Annotated in this window: 15 protein-coding genes; 1 reads left to right on the top strand and 14 read right to left on the bottom strand. The window is 33.7% G+C overall.

Features of this window, described 5'->3' with window-relative positions; genetic code table 11:
• Window positions 1–15 precede the first annotated feature (15 nt).
• Window positions 16–1,335 carry a replication-associated recombination protein A gene (locus NQ558_RS06640; RefSeq protein WP_005363680.1) on the bottom strand — a complete coding sequence of 440 codons (1,320 nt, stop codon included), beginning with the start codon at window positions 1,333–1,335 and terminating at the stop codon, window positions 16–18.
• A 361-nt stretch (window positions 1,336–1,696) separates the two neighbouring features.
• Between NQ558_RS06640 and NQ558_RS06635 the strand changes: the two genes are divergently transcribed.
• Complete coding sequence (locus NQ558_RS06635) at window positions 1,697–3,079, top strand: citrate/2-methylcitrate synthase (protein WP_005363679.1); 1,383 nt, start codon at window positions 1,697–1,699, stop codon at window positions 3,077–3,079.
• A gap of 91 nt (window positions 3,080–3,170) precedes the next feature.
• Here NQ558_RS06635 and NQ558_RS06630 read toward each other — a convergent pair whose 3' ends face one another.
• The 13 genes from NQ558_RS06630 to NQ558_RS06570 all read right to left on the bottom strand — a co-directional run bounded on the left by NQ558_RS06630 (window position 3,171) and on the right by NQ558_RS06570 (window position 16,203).
• The gene (locus NQ558_RS06630; protein ID WP_040447341.1) at window positions 3,171–3,350 is read right to left on the bottom strand and encodes a DUF4250 domain-containing protein; all 180 of its coding nucleotides are present in this window, start codon (window positions 3,348–3,350) and stop codon (window positions 3,171–3,173) included.
• A 38-nt stretch (window positions 3,351–3,388) separates the two neighbouring features.
• Entirely contained in the window at window positions 3,389–3,772 is a 384-nt protein-coding gene (locus NQ558_RS06625; RefSeq protein ID WP_005363677.1) for a hypothetical protein, read from the bottom strand.
• Window positions 3,773–3,824: 52 nt separating this feature from the next.
• On the bottom strand, window positions 3,825–4,307 hold the full coding sequence (locus NQ558_RS06620) for a COG2426 family protein (protein WP_005363676.1): 483 nt from the start codon (window positions 4,305–4,307) through the stop codon (window positions 3,825–3,827).
• 110 nt (window positions 4,308–4,417) lie between these two features.
• Window positions 4,418–5,125, bottom strand: a complete 708-nt coding sequence (locus NQ558_RS06615) for a polysaccharide deacetylase family protein (RefSeq protein WP_040447338.1) — start codon at window positions 5,123–5,125, stop codon at window positions 4,418–4,420.
• Between the two features lie 117 nt (window positions 5,126–5,242).
• Complete coding sequence (clpB, locus tag NQ558_RS06610; protein ID WP_005363674.1) at window positions 5,243–7,819, bottom strand: ATP-dependent chaperone ClpB; 2,577 nt, start codon at window positions 7,817–7,819, stop codon at window positions 5,243–5,245.
• Window positions 7,820–8,045: 226 nt separating this feature from the next.
• A complete protein-coding gene (locus NQ558_RS06605) occupies window positions 8,046–8,618 on the bottom strand; it encodes a P-loop nucleotide/nucleoside kinase family protein (RefSeq protein ID WP_005363673.1) in 573 nt (190 codons plus the stop codon).
• 234 nt (window positions 8,619–8,852) lie between these two features.
• Window positions 8,853–9,542: a DNA/RNA nuclease SfsA gene (gene sfsA / locus NQ558_RS06600; protein WP_005363672.1), complete on the bottom strand. Its 690-nt coding sequence runs from the start codon at window positions 9,540–9,542 to the stop codon at window positions 8,853–8,855.
• 389 nt (window positions 9,543–9,931) lie between these two features.
• Window positions 9,932–10,348 (bottom strand): hypothetical protein, encoded by a 417-nt coding sequence (locus NQ558_RS06595; RefSeq protein ID WP_005363671.1) that lies wholly within the window; start codon window positions 10,346–10,348, stop codon window positions 9,932–9,934.
• A gap of 29 nt (window positions 10,349–10,377) precedes the next feature.
• Window positions 10,378–10,974: a cytidylate kinase-like family protein gene (locus NQ558_RS06590; protein WP_005363670.1), complete on the bottom strand. Its 597-nt coding sequence runs from the start codon at window positions 10,972–10,974 to the stop codon at window positions 10,378–10,380.
• Window positions 10,971–11,117, bottom strand: coding sequence for a hypothetical protein (locus NQ558_RS06585; RefSeq protein ID WP_005363669.1), 147 nt, complete (start codon window positions 11,115–11,117; stop codon window positions 10,971–10,973). The genes NQ558_RS06590 and NQ558_RS06585 overlap by 4 nt, the downstream gene beginning before the upstream one ends.
• A 110-nt stretch (window positions 11,118–11,227) precedes the next feature.
• Window positions 11,228–13,294 (bottom strand): efflux RND transporter permease subunit, encoded by a 2,067-nt coding sequence (locus tag NQ558_RS06580; protein ID WP_040447444.1) that lies wholly within the window; start codon window positions 13,292–13,294, stop codon window positions 11,228–11,230.
• A 20-nt stretch (window positions 13,295–13,314) separates the two neighbouring features.
• Entirely contained in the window at window positions 13,315–15,540 is a 2,226-nt protein-coding gene (locus tag NQ558_RS06575; RefSeq protein ID WP_259907372.1) for a hypothetical protein, read from the bottom strand.
• A gap of 78 nt (window positions 15,541–15,618) precedes the next feature.
• A complete protein-coding gene (locus tag NQ558_RS06570; RefSeq protein ID WP_005363666.1) occupies window positions 15,619–16,203 on the bottom strand; it encodes a TetR/AcrR family transcriptional regulator C-terminal domain-containing protein in 585 nt (194 codons plus the stop codon).
• Window positions 16,204–16,263 lie beyond the last annotated feature (60 nt).

The following is a 16,263-nucleotide window of genomic DNA, read 5'->3' as shown; positions in this document are numbered from 1 at the left end:
TTTGGATATTTTATACTAATCTTCCTTTATCTTTTTAAAGTAATTCTTAACTTCTACTTCGTATCCTAAATCTCCCGGTTCATAGAACCTGCTATCTTCCAAACCGTCAGGAAGATATTGTTGTTTCACATAATGATTTGGATAATCGTGTGCGTACTTGTATCCGATTCCGTGACCAAGCTTGGCTGAGCCTTTATAATGTGCATCCTGTAAATGTGCCGGAACCTTTGCCGTAACAGTACTTCTTACCACTTCATTTGCTGCAAAAATTGCATTGCAGGCTGAGTTGCTCTTTGGCGATGAAGCCACATAAATAACTGCCTCCGACAATATTATCTGGGCTTCAGGCATACCAACCTGATGAACTGCCTGGGCTGCTGCATTGGCAACAACTAACGCCTGTGGATTTGCCATGCCAACATCTTCTGCCGCACAAATCAAAATTCTTCTTGATATAAAGTCAACGCTTTCCCCTGCATAAAGCATTCTTGATAAATAATACACTGCCGCATCAGGATCAGAACCTCGCATACTTTTTATAAATGCAGAAATTGTATCGTAATGATTATCTCCTGACTTGTCATATTTTAATGCTCTCTTCTGAACACATTGCTGTGCTACTTCCAATGTAATATGTATCTTGCCATCCTGTGCCGGATCTGTAGTCAAAATACCAAGCTCTACTGCATTTAACGCTGTTCTTGCATCCCCATTTGAAATCTCTGCCAAAAACATAACCGCATCATCATCAATTACTCCGTTATAAATTCCCATTCCGTCAGTTTTGTCATTTACTGCCCTTAGTATAAGTGTCTTAATGTTTTCCACACTTAAAGGATGTAATTCAAAAACAATTGACCTTGATATTAAAGCTGAGTTAACTTCAAAATATGGATTCTCTGTTGTTGCCCCAATAAGTATAACCGTTCCGTCTTCAACAAAAGGAAGAAGATAGTCCTGTTGTCCCTTATTAAAGCGATGAATTTCATCTACAAAAAGAATAGTCTTCCTACCACTCATTGCCATATTCTGTTTAGCCTTTGCAACCACGTCTTCCATATCTTTCTTTCCTGCCACAGTTGCATTTAACTGCATAAAATCTGCACTTGTAGTATTGGCAATAACCTTAGCCAATGTAGTCTTTCCCGTTCCCGGAGGACCGTAAAAAATAATTGAACTAATTTTGTCTGCTTTTATTGCTCTATATAGTAATTTGTCTTTTCCTATTATATGTTCCTGTCCTACAACCTGGTCTAAAGTTTTAGGTCTTAATCTGCTTGCTAACGGCGATTCCTTCTCACTGTTAACACTTCTTGCGTAATCAAAAATATCCATTATATCTATTAAACCTCTATTAACTGTCTTATAACAACATATTTGGCTTTTATTCTACCACATTTCACATTTATTTTGTATAATAGATAAAATTAAATTCTAAATAATTAGCACTAAGTAGCTTTACTGCCATAGATATATAGTACAGATTATTGTTTATATCATCCTATCAAATATGCTCATTGCAAATATTTATGCATTAATTTTTAAAAAACATTCACATTATTATTTGCCTAATATTTTAATGTTTTGTCTTAACAAAATATACTATTTGCTTTATTTTATTATGTTTAGATATGGTTTTATTGTAGAAAATTAAGTTATGTGGTAGACTTTACACTCATAAAAGGGAGGTTTTCTTATGTTATTAAATGAAAAAGAAGAACAGTTCGACGATCCACTTACAGTTCAGATTAATAAATATGCAGACAGATGTATTAATAATTCATGTATTGATCCAAATCTCTACGATAAATTTGATGTTAAGCGTGGTCTTCGTGATAGAAATACAGGCAAGGGTGTTCTTACCGGTTTAACTGAAATCGGTGATGTTCATTCATATGAAACTATTGACGGTAAAGTTGTTCCCGTTGAAGGAAAGCTTTTTTATAGAGGTATTGATGTAGAAGATATTGTTCATGGTTTCTTAAAAGAGAATCGTTTTGGTTTTGAAGAGGTTACTTATCTTCTTCTCTTCGGCGAACTTCCATCTGAAAAGAGACTTGCTAATTTCAACAAAGTTCTTGCCGAATATAGAACTCTTCCACCAAGTTTTGTCCGTGATATTATTATGAAAGCTACAAGTAGAGATATGATGAACCTTCTTGCAAGAAGTGTTCTCTCACTTTATTCATGGGATGAAAATCCTGATGACACTTCAATTCCTAATGTTTTAAGACAGAGCTTAAGCCTTATTGCCAGAGTTCCACTTATATCCGTTTACGGATATCAGGCTCACAGACATTATCATCATGGTGATAATTTATATATTATTAATCCTGATGTTAACCTGTCAACTGCCGAAAACATTTTAAGACTTTTACGTCCTGACAGCTCTTATACAGAACTTGAAGCCAAAATCCTTGACTTAGCTCTTGTTCTTCATGCTGAACATGGTGGTGGTAATAACTCAACTTTCACAGACCATGTTGTTTCATCTTCAGGAACAGATACTTATTCGGCTATTGCAGCTGCCCTTTGTTCATTAAAAGGACCTAAACATGGTGGTGCTAATATTAAAGTTAAGCATATGTTTGATCATATGAAGGAAACAATCAATGACTGGAATGATGATGACGAAATTAAGAATTATTTAAATGCTCTTCTTGAGAAGCGTATTTTCGATCAGTCAGGTTTAATCTATGGTATTGGTCATGCAGTTTACGCCATTTCCGATCCTCGTGCAAAGCTTCTTAAAGCTTTCACAAAAGACCTTGCTGCTGAAAAGAATCGTCTTGATGAATTTGCATTATACCAGAATGTTGAAAGACTTGCTCCTGAAGTGATTTCAAAAGCTCACAAGAGACAGAAAAGTGTTGGGGCAAACGTTGACTTCTATAGCGGTTTCGTTTATTCAATGCTTGGACTTCCTGACGGACTTTACACTCCAATGTTTGCTTCCGCCAGAATGGCCGGCTGGTGTGCACACCGTATTGAAGAATTAATCAACGCCGGCAAAATCATACGTCCTGCATATAAGAACGTTGCAAAAAAGGCAGTTTATGTGCCACTTGATAAAAGATAGATTAGATATTTTTTATTTTGATAATAGCAACAAAAAAATCCCTGCAGTTTCATTTTCTGAATCTGCAAGGATTTTTTAATTCATTTATTCTCTACACAAACTGATTTTTTTCTTCATCATATGTATACTCAATCATTTTTAACTTCTCTATTATTTCCTGTTTATCTGCGTCTTTTGCTTTGCAAAATTCATCTAAGTTACTGTAGAAATCGCGAAGATTAGTATTTACTACGCTTAGAAGCATTACAGGATCTTTTGGTAGATTGTTCATGTCTGTCTCCTTTATTTCATTGTCCATATCCAACTTTTTTATTTGTTTCCCCAGATTAAATATCCGATAATAATTCCCACACCAATGCCAACTATCAAATGCACGATTCTCATTATGTCTAACTGCTTAGGCTGGTCTGATGTGCCACTTTTTTTGCTCTGTTTTCTATTGAATATTACTATATCTATTGCAAGAATTACACTTCCCACAAAAGATATAATAAATGTTATCAATGTAACCATAAGTGCCTGAATCATAGGTGTCAAAAGTGCAATCATTACTGACACAAAAGCAATTATAGCTGAAGGTACTGTTACTGCAATGGCAATCTTGCCAACTGTACCCGGTGTATAACGTCCATAAGGATTTTCCTGTTTATTCTGTTTAAATCCATAATAATTCTTGTTTTTTGTATTACTCATCCTATGTTCTCTTTCATTTTTATAATAAAAATTCCATAATTGTTTTCATTCTTTAAAACAATGCCTTAAAGAATGAAACGCCTGCCACGCTTCCAACGCCCATTATAACGCCGGCTAACAATACTCCACACATACATGCAATAACGCTCTTCTTAAAGTCCATATCCAAAAAGCTTGCAGCCAATGTTCCGGTCCATGCGCCTGTGCCCGGAAGTGGAATACCAACAAATAATAATAAAGCTACATATAAGCCTTTGCCTGCCTTTTCTTTAAGCTTCTCGCCTCCACGTTCACCTTTGTCAAGGCACCATGTAAAGAATCCTCCAATAAACTTTTTATCCTTTCCCCAAATAAGTACCTTTCTTGCGAAAAAGAATATTACCGGTACAGGAAGCATGTTTCCAATTACACAAATAATATATGATTGTAACAATGGCAAGCCAAAGCCCTGAGAAATTGGTATTGCTCCTCTAAGTTCTACAATGGGAACCATTGAAACAAAAAAAATCATAACATAATGTTTTAATAAATTCATTCTTTTAATTCTCCTACTTTTCTAATTTTTCACACAAGTTCCTGACAAGTATATCATTATCCATAACTTTTCTCAATTACATTTATTTGTTAAATCTATTTTTTCAACTTTTATTTTATTGTACTGTTATTTAATTTATCCACAGTAACAAACTGATATCCCTTATCCTGCAAAATATCTACAGTCTTTAAGGCTGCCTCAACTGAACTTTTAAAAATATCGTGAAGCAATATAATGTCTCCCGGTCTTACATGGCTTATAATTCTGTTAACGACAATGTCTGCATTCTGGTCCTTCCAGTCTTCCGGGTCAACATTCCAAAGAACCACCCTCATTCCTGTATTTTCCAAAAGTTTCTTGTTCACATCTCCGTAAGGCGGTCTTATATACTTTGGAGAAGTTCCTGTAATACTTGTTATAATCTCATTAGTCTTATTAATTTCAACCGATGCCTTATTGTAATTAGTCCTTGCAAGGTCTGCGTGTGAATATGTATGATTTCCGATAAGATGACCTTCTTTTGAAATTCTTTTTGTCAGCTTTTTGTTATTTTCCACGTTCTCTCCTACAAGAAAAAAGGTGGCTTTTACCTTTCTCTCCTTAAGTCCGTCAAGCAATATTTTTGTATAAACGCTACTGGGACCGTCATCAAAAGTCAAAGCCACCTTAGGTATGGCATCCTTTACATTTGTAATATTTAGATTAGTAAGAACAACTTCACTGTTCCTATAGTTGCCGTAAATAAATGCCATTCCTATTATTAACATTCCTATTAATAATATTCCAACTAAAATTTTTTTATTTAATATTCTTTTCAATACTCTTCACACAATATTTTATTAATCATTATATGAAAAATATATTATTTTAATTACACGGATTGCGGGAGTGCAAAGCACAAAGCAATCCGTGTAATTAAATTTAATCAGTTCTCTTTAAACAACTGCCAGCTTTCCGTCAACAACATCGAAGGTTATTGTATCTCCCATACTAACCTTACCTTCAAGAATAACTCTTGCGGCCAATGTTTCAACATTCTTCTGCAAATATCTCTTTAATGGTCTTGCACCATAAACCGGATCATATCCGTTATCTGCAACATAAGTTTTTGCTGCATCAGTAAGCTTAATCTGTAACTCTCTATCCTTTAATCTTTCGTTAACACTGTCAATTACAAGATCTACAATTCCGCCAATGTTATCCCTTGTTAAAGGCTTAAACATAATAATTTCATCAAGTCTGTTTAAGAACTCTGGTCTGAAATGATTTCTTAAATCATTCATTACAAGGTCCTGATTTTCCTGCTTAATGTTGCCATTGTCATCAATTCCTTCTAACAGATATGATGAACCAATATTTGAAGTCATAATCAAAATTGTATTCTTAAAGTCTACTGTTCTACCCTGTGAGTCTGTAATACGACCATCGTCAAGTACCTGTAAAAGTACGTTAAACACATCCGGATGTGCCTTTTCAACTTCATCAAAAAGTACAACCGAATAAGGTTTACGTCTTACTGCCTCAGTAAGCTGACCGCCTTCATCGTATCCAACATATCCCGGAGGCGCTCCGATTAATCTTGACACACTGTATTTTTCCATATACTCACTCATATCAATTCTGACCATATTACTTTCATCATCAAATAAGTTTTGTGCCAAAGCTTTTGCCAATTCAGTCTTACCAACACCTGTAGGTCCTAAGAATAAGAAAGAACCGATAGGTTTACTTGGATCCTTTATGCCTGCCTTAGACCTGATAATTGATTCAGTAATCTTTGTTACTGCCTCATCCTGTCCAATGACACGTTTGTGAAGTTGCTTATCAAGATGAAGTGTTTTTTCTCTTTCTGTTTCCGTAAGTTTTGCTACCGGAATTCCTGTCCATCTTGATATTATTCTTGCTATTTCCTCATCTGTTACACTTTCCCTAAGCAATGATAAATCTTTATTCTTAACTGCTGCTTCTTCAGCCTCTAACTGTTTCTGAAGTTGTGGTAACTTACCATACTGAAGTTCTGCTGCCTTTTCAAGATTGTATTCACTCTGGGCTTTTTCAATGTCCTTCTTAACATTTTCAACCTGTTCTCTTAAATCCTGTAATTTTGTTACAGAATCTTTTTCATTTTCCCACTGTGCTTTCTTGTTATTAAACTCATCACGCATTTCTGCCAATTCTTTTTGAAGTTCAGCTAATCTTTCTTTGCTTAAATTATCTGTTTCTTTCTTAAGCGCTGCCTCTTCTATTTCTAACTGCATTACTTTTCTTCTAAGTTCATCAAGTTCAGTAGGCATTGAGTCCATTTCCGTCTTAATTAAAGCGCATGCCTCATCAACTAAGTCAATAGCCTTATCCGGAAGAAATCTATCTGTTATATATCTATCTGAAAGTGTTGCTGCACTTACTAATGCCCCATCCTGGATTTTTACACCGTGGAAAACTTCATATCTTTCTTTTAAACCTCTTAAAATTGAAATTGTATCTTCAACAGTAGGTTCATTTACCATTACAGGCTGAAATCTTCTTTCCAAAGCCTTATCTTTTTCAATATATTGTCTATATTCATCTAATGTTGTTGCACCTATACAATGAAGTTCACCTCTTGCAAGCATTGGTTTTAACATATTACCTGCATCCATTGCTCCGTCTGTTTTTCCTGCACCAACAATTGTATGAAGTTCATCAATAAACAATATAATGTTTCCATCACTGTTCTTTACATCTTCAAGAACTGCCTTTAATCTCTCCTCAAACTCACCTCTGTATTTGGCTCCCGCTACAAGAGCTCCCAAATCAAGGGCAAATATCTTTTTGTCCTTTAGTCCTTCAGGAACATCACCACGTACAATACGCTGTGCCAATCCTTCTACTGCTGCTGTTTTACCAACACCAGGCTCACCTATTAATACCGGATTATTTTTTGTTTTACGTGAAAGTATTCTGATTACGTTTCTAATTTCACTATCACGTCCGATTACCGGATCAAGTTTCTGATTTCTTGCTCTTTCAACCAAATCCTGTCCATACTTAGACAAAGCATCATATGTGCTTTCAGGATTATCAGATGTAACTTTCACATTACCTCTAACAGTCTCCAACGCTCCAAGAAATCTTTCTCTCTTAATCCCATACTCTCTAAATAGTTCTGCCACTTCTTTATTAGGTCTGTCTATTAATGAAAGGAAAATATGTTCAACTGATACATATTCATCTCCCATTCTTTTAGCCTCATCTTCGGCATAAATCAAGGCATTATTAAGTGCCTGACTTACATATGGATTTCCACCCTGCACCTTAGGCTTTTTTGCTATATAATCTTCTACCCTATTTCTAAAATGCTCCGGCTGGATTTCCATCTTTTCAATTAACTTAATAATCAGACTGTCGTCTAATGTAATAAGACTGTAGATTAAATGCTCCTGGTCAATCTCCTGATTGCCATATTCAGCTGCAACTTTCTCACAGTTCTGAATAGCTTCCACAGATTTTTGTGTAAACTTACTTATGTTCATAATGAAATCCCTCCTTTTGATTTAAATTTGTTTTTCATATTTATTTAGTTTGGATATCAAAAACCAAACGCTAATCAAACTCCTCTTCGTTTGATATTTTTTATTTTACTCTTATTTTTTATATTTCAATAGACTTTATTTTAACAAATTGTTACTTTTTTGTTATAACACAAAAGAGAAGAAACTTAGGCGTCCCTTCTCTTTTTAAGTAAACTGTCTTAAAAGACTATTTTAAATTTTTAAAATATTTTACTGCTTCGTCTAATGACTTCTTGAAAGCTTCATCAGATGAATTATTAAATAAGAATAAATTCTTAATTCCATCAGGTACTGTGAAATTAATCTTCTTAATGTACTCATCCCAGTTTTCAAGTTTCCATGTATCTCTGTCTGAGTTACGTGCTATCATTCTCTGTCTGCAAACTTCAACATCACACTGTACCCAAACTACAACTAATTCTGCACCAATCTTTAAAAGATCCTGTCTAAGATTCTCCATATAACCTGGAGTTCTAACTTCTCTTGTAAATGGTGAGTTAATGAATACTGTATCATTATATTCTAATGCTTCTCTTGCAACTTCCATGATTGCATCGTATTCATAGTTTCTGATATTTTCTTCAAAGAAATCTGAGCTTCTGTTGTATTCCTGATTAGCTACAACAAAAATCTGTTTTGATAATACGATAAGTGAATCCTTATCAAGATAAACACAGTTAGGCATAGCCTTTGCTAATTTCTTTGTTACAAATGTTTTTCCACATGCTGGTGGAGATGTTACTAAAATTAACTTCTTCATAATATCTAACCTCTTCTAAATAAATTTATAAATTAATAATTTTTAGCCTTTTTTTTAAACCCCATTTTCCCTATATAATACCACTATTAGTCTTTTTTAGTCAACAGTCTACACGCTTTATTTTATAAACAATTATAACAATTTTTTGTCCATTATTTTGGTAATATTTTTCTGCGTTTTAAGTAAATTTTTTAGTAATTTTTTACCTTCCTCTGTTAATATGTTTTTACTAAGTTATAACAGTATTTTTACCGGTTGGTCTATTTTTAATTCATCCTCTGTTACAATGCAATCATACGCCAAAATTTTTACACCAGACTTGTTTGCTTTTATAAGAGTCTCACAAAACTGTGGGTGGGTTTCCCTGTTTGGAGTAAAATATTTAATCCCTTTCATCTGAATCACAAAGACAATATATGCCTCATATCCTATGTTTTTGGCTTTTATAAGATGTTCAATATGTTTAACTGCTCTATCGCTTGGAGCGTCCGGAAACATGGCCACACCGTCTTTTTCAAGAGTTACGCCTTTAACCTCAATCCAGGCTTTCTTGCCATCGCCTTCAACATAAAAGTCAAATCTTGATTTCTCAAATGTTTTCTCCGGCTTTACCAATTCAGTATTCTTAAACAAACCATTATTAAGAAGCCACTCATTAACCACCTTATTAGGTGCCTGTGAATCCATGTTTATAAGAATGCCGTTTTTTATTACCTTTACAAGGTCATACTTAGTCTTTCTGTTGGGATTGTCTGATTCTTCCAAAAATACTGTTGCATTATCCACTAATAGTTCTTTACATCTTCCTGTATTCTTTACATGTACTATCTGGGGATTATTCTCTTCCCCTTCCACATTAACATATGCAATAAATCTGTTAGGTCTTTCTATAAAATTTCCTTTTTTTATTTTCCTGTATTTCATCTTAGGCTTTATCCTTTTTCTTAATCTATGTTGCCATTATACACTTATTCTTTGCGGATTCAAATATTAAGATTTTGGAAGATTACGAATTTGAATCGTAAAAACAGGAATGGCACCTCAATTTGAGGTGCCACAAAATTGAAAGGGTTTAGATTATTATGTTACCTAAAAATCTAATACTCTTATAGTTTAAAAATTAAAAACGTTTTTTGCAACAATACAAAAATATTTTTTATTTTTTTGTTGAAAGTGTACACTTTTCAGTTACTTTTTAGCTTTGTTTTTTTTGTATTTGTGCATTTTGTATAGTTTATTTTGTTTTTTTAATTTTTATTATGTTTTAATTTTCAAGAAAGTGATGAAAACGGTTTTTTGACTCTATTTTGATACTAGCTGTACAAATTATTGTCTTCAATCTTCTTATTTTCTTCTATCTTAATATTAGATTCATCCATCTTAACCTTCGGAATAACGATTGGTGGAAGTCCTGAATTAACCATAAATGTAATGACAAGTGCACGCACATGTGGATAAATTTCATCATATGCTTTCTTATGAATTTCTTTCTTGTCCATTCCTTCCTCACAGTCAAATAATGCTGTAGCACTAATCTTAAAATTGAAATCCATTGGATGTGTTTTCTCCATCATATCAATTGTAAGATTAGCCATGCAATGAAGGTTGTCATTAGAATACTTCACATTAAATGATGCTCTCTGTGAAATATCTAATTCTACCTGTCCTTCAATCTTGTTTGTAAGGTCCAATTCGTCAACCTTTAGCCCTTTAAATGTTAGTTCTCCCATGTAAGTCTCCTTTTAAATTTATTTTCATTTTAATTATCTCTTGAATCAATATACTTTATAATCATATCTGTTGCTGTATCAACATCAACCTTGCCTATTTTTATACAGATATCGTATGTTCTTGAATCACCCCATTTGCTTTCGCAATAGAAGTTGTGATAAACTTTACGCATTTTATCCATCTTCTTCATCATATTAAGAGCTGTCTTTTCGTCAACTCCTTCTCTTTCCATAACTCTCTTAGTCTTTGTATCTTTATCGCCTAAGATAAAAGCACTAATCATGTTAGGATTATCTGAAAGGATTTCTTCTGCACATCTACCTACTATAACAAATGATTCTTTTTCTTCATTAGCTTTCTTGCGAATAAAGTTAAACTGTCTGATAGCTATGTCCTGTTCAAGTGAAATAGTTGTTCCCCCTGCAGGAACAGGAATAAAAGCGAAGTTCATTGGCTTCTCATCGAATCTTTCAAGAACTTCCTTGCTATATCTTCCATCCTTAGCTACTTCATCTAACAGTTCCTTGCTGTATAATGGAATATTGTAATGTTCTGCCAATTTCTTAGCCACAAGATGTCCACCGCTTCCAAACTCTCTTCCGATTGCAATAATAATCTGCTTCATAGCACAACACCTCCTGTCATTTTATGATATTTATCTTTTTCCACATACATACATCTGTCAGCTTCTTTCAAAGTTTCTTCCATATCTTCGATTCTGCTGTTCCATACAATGCCTGTGGAAATACTAACTTTATTTTGCTCCATACCCCAATCTATTTAAAATATACTATTATTCTATCACAAAAGCCCCTTTTTTTAAAGTTAAAAGGGGCTTTTTTAGTGTTATTTTAATTGTGTTTTATTTTAAGCATCTTTTATTTTTCAAGGAATTTGTAACTTCCTTTTATAATGAACTTATCAAAAATTATAAAGAATGCAGGAAGGATACATATTACACAGAACATACTGATAAATGCTCCTCTTGACATTAAGATACACAATGAACTGATCATGTCAATATTTGAATATGCACCTACACCAAATGTTGCACCAAAGAATGTGCATGCACTAATGATAATTGATTTCATTGTTGCCTGAAGTGCATTTGTTGCTGCAATCTTCTTTTCATGTCCGGCACTTCTTTCTGACTTATATCTGTTTGTCATAAGAATTGCATAGTCAACTGTTGCACCTAACTGGATTGTACCAATAACAATTGATGCAATAAATGGTAAGGTTGCTCCCGTATAATATGGAATACCCATATTAATAAAGATTGCAAATTCAATAAGTGCTACAAGAACAATCGGTATTGAAATAGATTTAAATACTAAAGCAATGATAATAAATACCAAAACAATTGAAACTGAGTTAACAACCGTAAAGTCTTTATCCGTTATCTTAATTAAGTCTCTTGTACATGCTGCTTCACCTACAAGCATACCATCTTTGCTATAATTCTTAATTATCTTTTCTATTTCGTTGCACTGGTTATTTGCCTCATCTGATCCTGTCTTGTATTTTGACATAAATATAAGCATTTCATACTTATCCGTCTTTAACTCTTTAGTCAAATCATCAGGTATAAATGAATTAGGTATTGAGCCGTTTAATACTGTCTGTAAGCCTAAAGCTGTCTGAACACCGTCAACTCCCTTAATGTCATCTAATAACTTAGATACTTTGTAATCAGGTGTATCTGAACTGATTAATACAATATTAGCTGAACCTAAATTGTAATCCTCAGAAATAACGTTCTGAGCTTTAACACTTTCAAGACTTTCAGGTAAGCTTAATGTTAAATCATAATATACATTAGTATTTTTCTGACCGTAAAATGCGGGAAAAATCAATACTAAGAATATGATTATAAATACCGGATAATGTTTTGTAATAAACTTAGGAAGTTTCTTAAAATCAGGTATTAATGGTTTGTGTTTTGTCTTCACCAATGCTTTATCAAATATTAATACCATTGCAGGCAATACTGTTACACAGGCAATTACACCAAATACAACACCTTTTGCCATTACAACCCCCATATCAAGTCCTAATGTAAATGTCATAAAGCAAAGAGCTATAAATCCTGCCACTGTTGTAATTGAACTTCCCACAATTGATGAAACTGTGGCTGTTATGGCATTTGCCATGGCCTTGTTATTGTCATTTGGTATTACTTTCTTCTGCTCCTCATAGCTGTGCCATAAGAATATTGAATAGTCCATTGTAACTGCAAGCTGAAGTACCGCTGCCAAAGCTTTTGTTAAGTATGAGATTTCTCCCATAACAACGTTACTTCCCAGGTTATAAACAATAGCCATTCCTATACTTAGCATAAAGAACAAGGGTATCAACCATGAGTCCATAAGTATTGAAAGAACTATTATTGAAATTATAACTGCGATAATAACATATATTGCCATTTCACTTTCAACAAGGCTTTTAGTATCTGTTACTACTGCTGAAATACCGCTGACCTTGCATTGATGTTTTGTTAATGTTCTTATGTTTTCAATGGCACTCATTGTTCCGTCGCCTGAACTTGTGTCATCAAAAATAACCATCATAATTGTACTTCCATCTTTATTAAAAGCATTGTAAACATCTTTTGGTAACATACTCTTTGGAATTTTTAAGTCTGCAAAACTATCATACCAAAGAACATTCTTAACGTGATCTACGCCTTCAATTTCTTTTTTTAATTTTGCTGTATTTTCATCATCCATTCCATCAACAAGCACAAGACCAAATGCTCCTGAGCCAAAATCATTTAACATAATATCCTGACCTGTCATTGTGTCTATTCCATCCGGAAGGTAATACAATAAGTCATAGTTTACTCTTGTGTTAACATAGCCAAAAGCTGCAGGTATTAATAACAAAATACTTATTATCAAAATCACATATCTGGCTTTAACAACTAATTGTCCAAATTTTTTCATATTATGCACCTGGCCTCTCATTATTTATCATTGCTTATTTCCTGAACCTTAAGAATAAATTTAACGTTTCCGCTCATATTCTTATCGATTCCGCTAAATGAATTATACTTCTTTCCATTATTCAATGTTTCCTGAATTTTATCAATTGCATCAGGTGCGTCTTCCTTGAATGTCTTAGTAATCTTACTAATACCTTCGTCATTTAACTTAATTGTTCCATCTTTTAATTCTTTTGTTCCATCTGCTAATGTAACAATACCATCTTTTAATTCAGTTGTTCCACTTGCAAGTGTTTTTGCTCCATCACTAATCTGTGATGCTGCTGTATCGATTGTTCCGATTCCTGCCTTAATCTTAGGACTTGCATCTCCAATCTTCTTCGAAAGTGTTCCTGCACCTTCACTTAAAGTCTTCATTCCATCGTTTAAATCAGAAGCTCCTGTCTTAAGTTTTCCTGTACCTTCTGCAAGTGATGTTGAACCTGTCTTAAGCTGTGACATTCCTGAATCTAAGCTGTCAGCTCCTGTTGATAACTGTTTAATTCCTGCATAAAGTGTTCCAATTCCTGTGCTAAGTGCTGATGAACCTGTTTTCAATGCATCCATACCGTCTGTTAATTTCTTAATATCTGAAGCACTTGCTGTAATCTGTTTTGTGAACTGTTTCTTTACCTGTTCCAAAGTCTGAACACTGTAATATGCCTGAACTAACTGGTAATATGTTTTTGAATTTAATCCGTTAGCTGCAAGTACTTGTGACAATTCCATACCATTTGTAACTGCTGTGTTAATTTTTTCAACTGTTGTATTTAAAACTTTTTCAGAAGCGATTGTTCCACCTGATGCTTTTTTAACCTGATCTATTACTTCATCAATATTCTTCTGAATTGAATCAGGTGTATTCTTTAATGTGTCAACTAACTGGTCAACACCTGCTGAAGCTTCTTTTGTTCCTGCTGCAAGTGTTTTTGAACCATTTACAAGTCCCTGAGATTTCTTTGTATCTTCAAAAGCTGCTTTTGCACTCTTTAATCCTGATGAAATCTGTGAAGAACCTGATTTTGCATCAGCAATGCCTTTCTTTAAGCCTTTTGCTCCGGTATCAAGTGCTCCTGTAGCTGTTTTTATGCTCCTAGTTCCTGCATATAATTTATCTGCACCACTCTTTGCTGATTTTACACCGGCAAGTAAAGCTTTGTTAAATACTGTATACTGTGTTGCCATTTCCTTAGTACCATTGCTTAACTGTAATGTGTACTTTGATAAATCTTTTGCCCCCTCATCAATCTTCTTTGAACCTGTCTTTAACTTAGTTGTGCCGTCATTTAACTGCTTAGCACCATCCACTAAATCATTTGCTCCATCCTGTAATTCGTCCATCTGTTTCTGAACATCTGACAAATCTAATGTATCTTTTAAGTTCATGTCCCCAATGTCCGAACTTGCAACTGTTAATGTCATATTCATTGAGAAGTCCTTAACGTCTGCTGTTACTGTTACCTCTTCAGGAATATCAGCATCTTTAATATAATCTTCTGCATTATAGATTGTATTTAAAAGATGATCTTTAAGTCCCGGTGCCGCATAACCTATAACAATATTTGAGTCATCATAGCTTACCACTTTACCGTTATCTACTTTTACGTTGCTGAAGTTGTCATCCAAAACCATTCCCGTTAAAGCAAGAAATGGAACAAACTGTCCATCTTCTGTTTTTGCTGTGTTGCTATAATTGTATACAATCTTTACTTCACCGCTTTTTCCGGCTAAGTCGCTTGGAGAAATTTTCTTTCCATCAAGATAATATGTAACTTTAACATTTATTGGTGTTGCTTCTGTTGTTGTACCCTGATAAGAAATGTTTTTACCTTTGTTTTCCCATACGATTTTTCCATCGTCTGATTTTGTAAATTTTTCATCTCCACTAAGATTTTTTATGTCACTTAAGTTTGAATAATCTGTAATGTTTTCACTTCCACTTACTTTTAATTCATCACTTACAGTTGTTTTTGTAACATTACCTTCTGCATCCATTTCAACATATACGGATTCCTTCTTTTCTGAGTCTTTTGAAGTATCCATCTTGTTTGTCAAAATTTCTTCTACATTGCTTGTTTTCGAATTGTCTGTTTTTTCCACATTGTTTTTCGATGTTGTATCTTTGCTTTCCTCTGCTGTACTTCCGCAACCTGTTAAGCTGCTAACTGTCATAGATGCTACAAGCATTAATCCTATACTTTTCTTCACACACTTTTTCATGACTGCTTACTCCTTTTTTTGTTGTATTAGAAAATTAATCACTTTGAAAACTTTGTTGATTGAGAATTATTTAATTCCTTCTTTCTCTTTTTTACGTTGCATATAAAATTCGTATCCTATACGTTCAGTATTAATAACCATTGACTGAAGAGTTTTCGATAATTCTTCTTCATCTTCTTTCATGCCTGCCATTGTCCAGTCAACAATTACACCTGTTAATCCATATGCAAAAAATCTTGCATATATATCTTTTTCTTTTTCTCCTAAATGATTGTATAAGTCCAAGTCTTTTATTGCCTTGTGCATTAATTCAATTAAAACCTTGTCCATATATTCAGCGAAAAAATTGTTAGAGGACTTGATTGTATTCATAAAGAATGGTTTCATATTCTTCATATACTTTAATAATCCAACTAACTTGTCTCCCCAATTAAAGAAATCCAAATCCTTTGTTAAAGGCTTGAATAAGTCTTCTGTATATATCCAATTTAATAATTCATACTTGTCATTAAAATGATAGTAAAATGTTTGCCTGTTAACACCACAATGATTTGTTATGTCAGCCACTGTGATTTTATCCAAAATCTTTGTTGAGCCTAATTCTTTTAAGCTTTGTGCCAAAGCTTTTTTTGTAATATTAGAATTTGCCATCTTTCTCCTCCTGCAAGTTTTAAAATGTGTTTTTACACTTTTTATACATCTGTATATTTT

Source organism: Eubacterium ventriosum (assembly GCF_025150745.1).
GTDB classification, from domain to species: Bacteria; Bacillota; Clostridia; order Lachnospirales; family Lachnospiraceae; genus Eubacterium_G; species Eubacterium_G ventriosum.
This window is presented reverse-complemented; position numbering and strand designations above follow the sequence as displayed.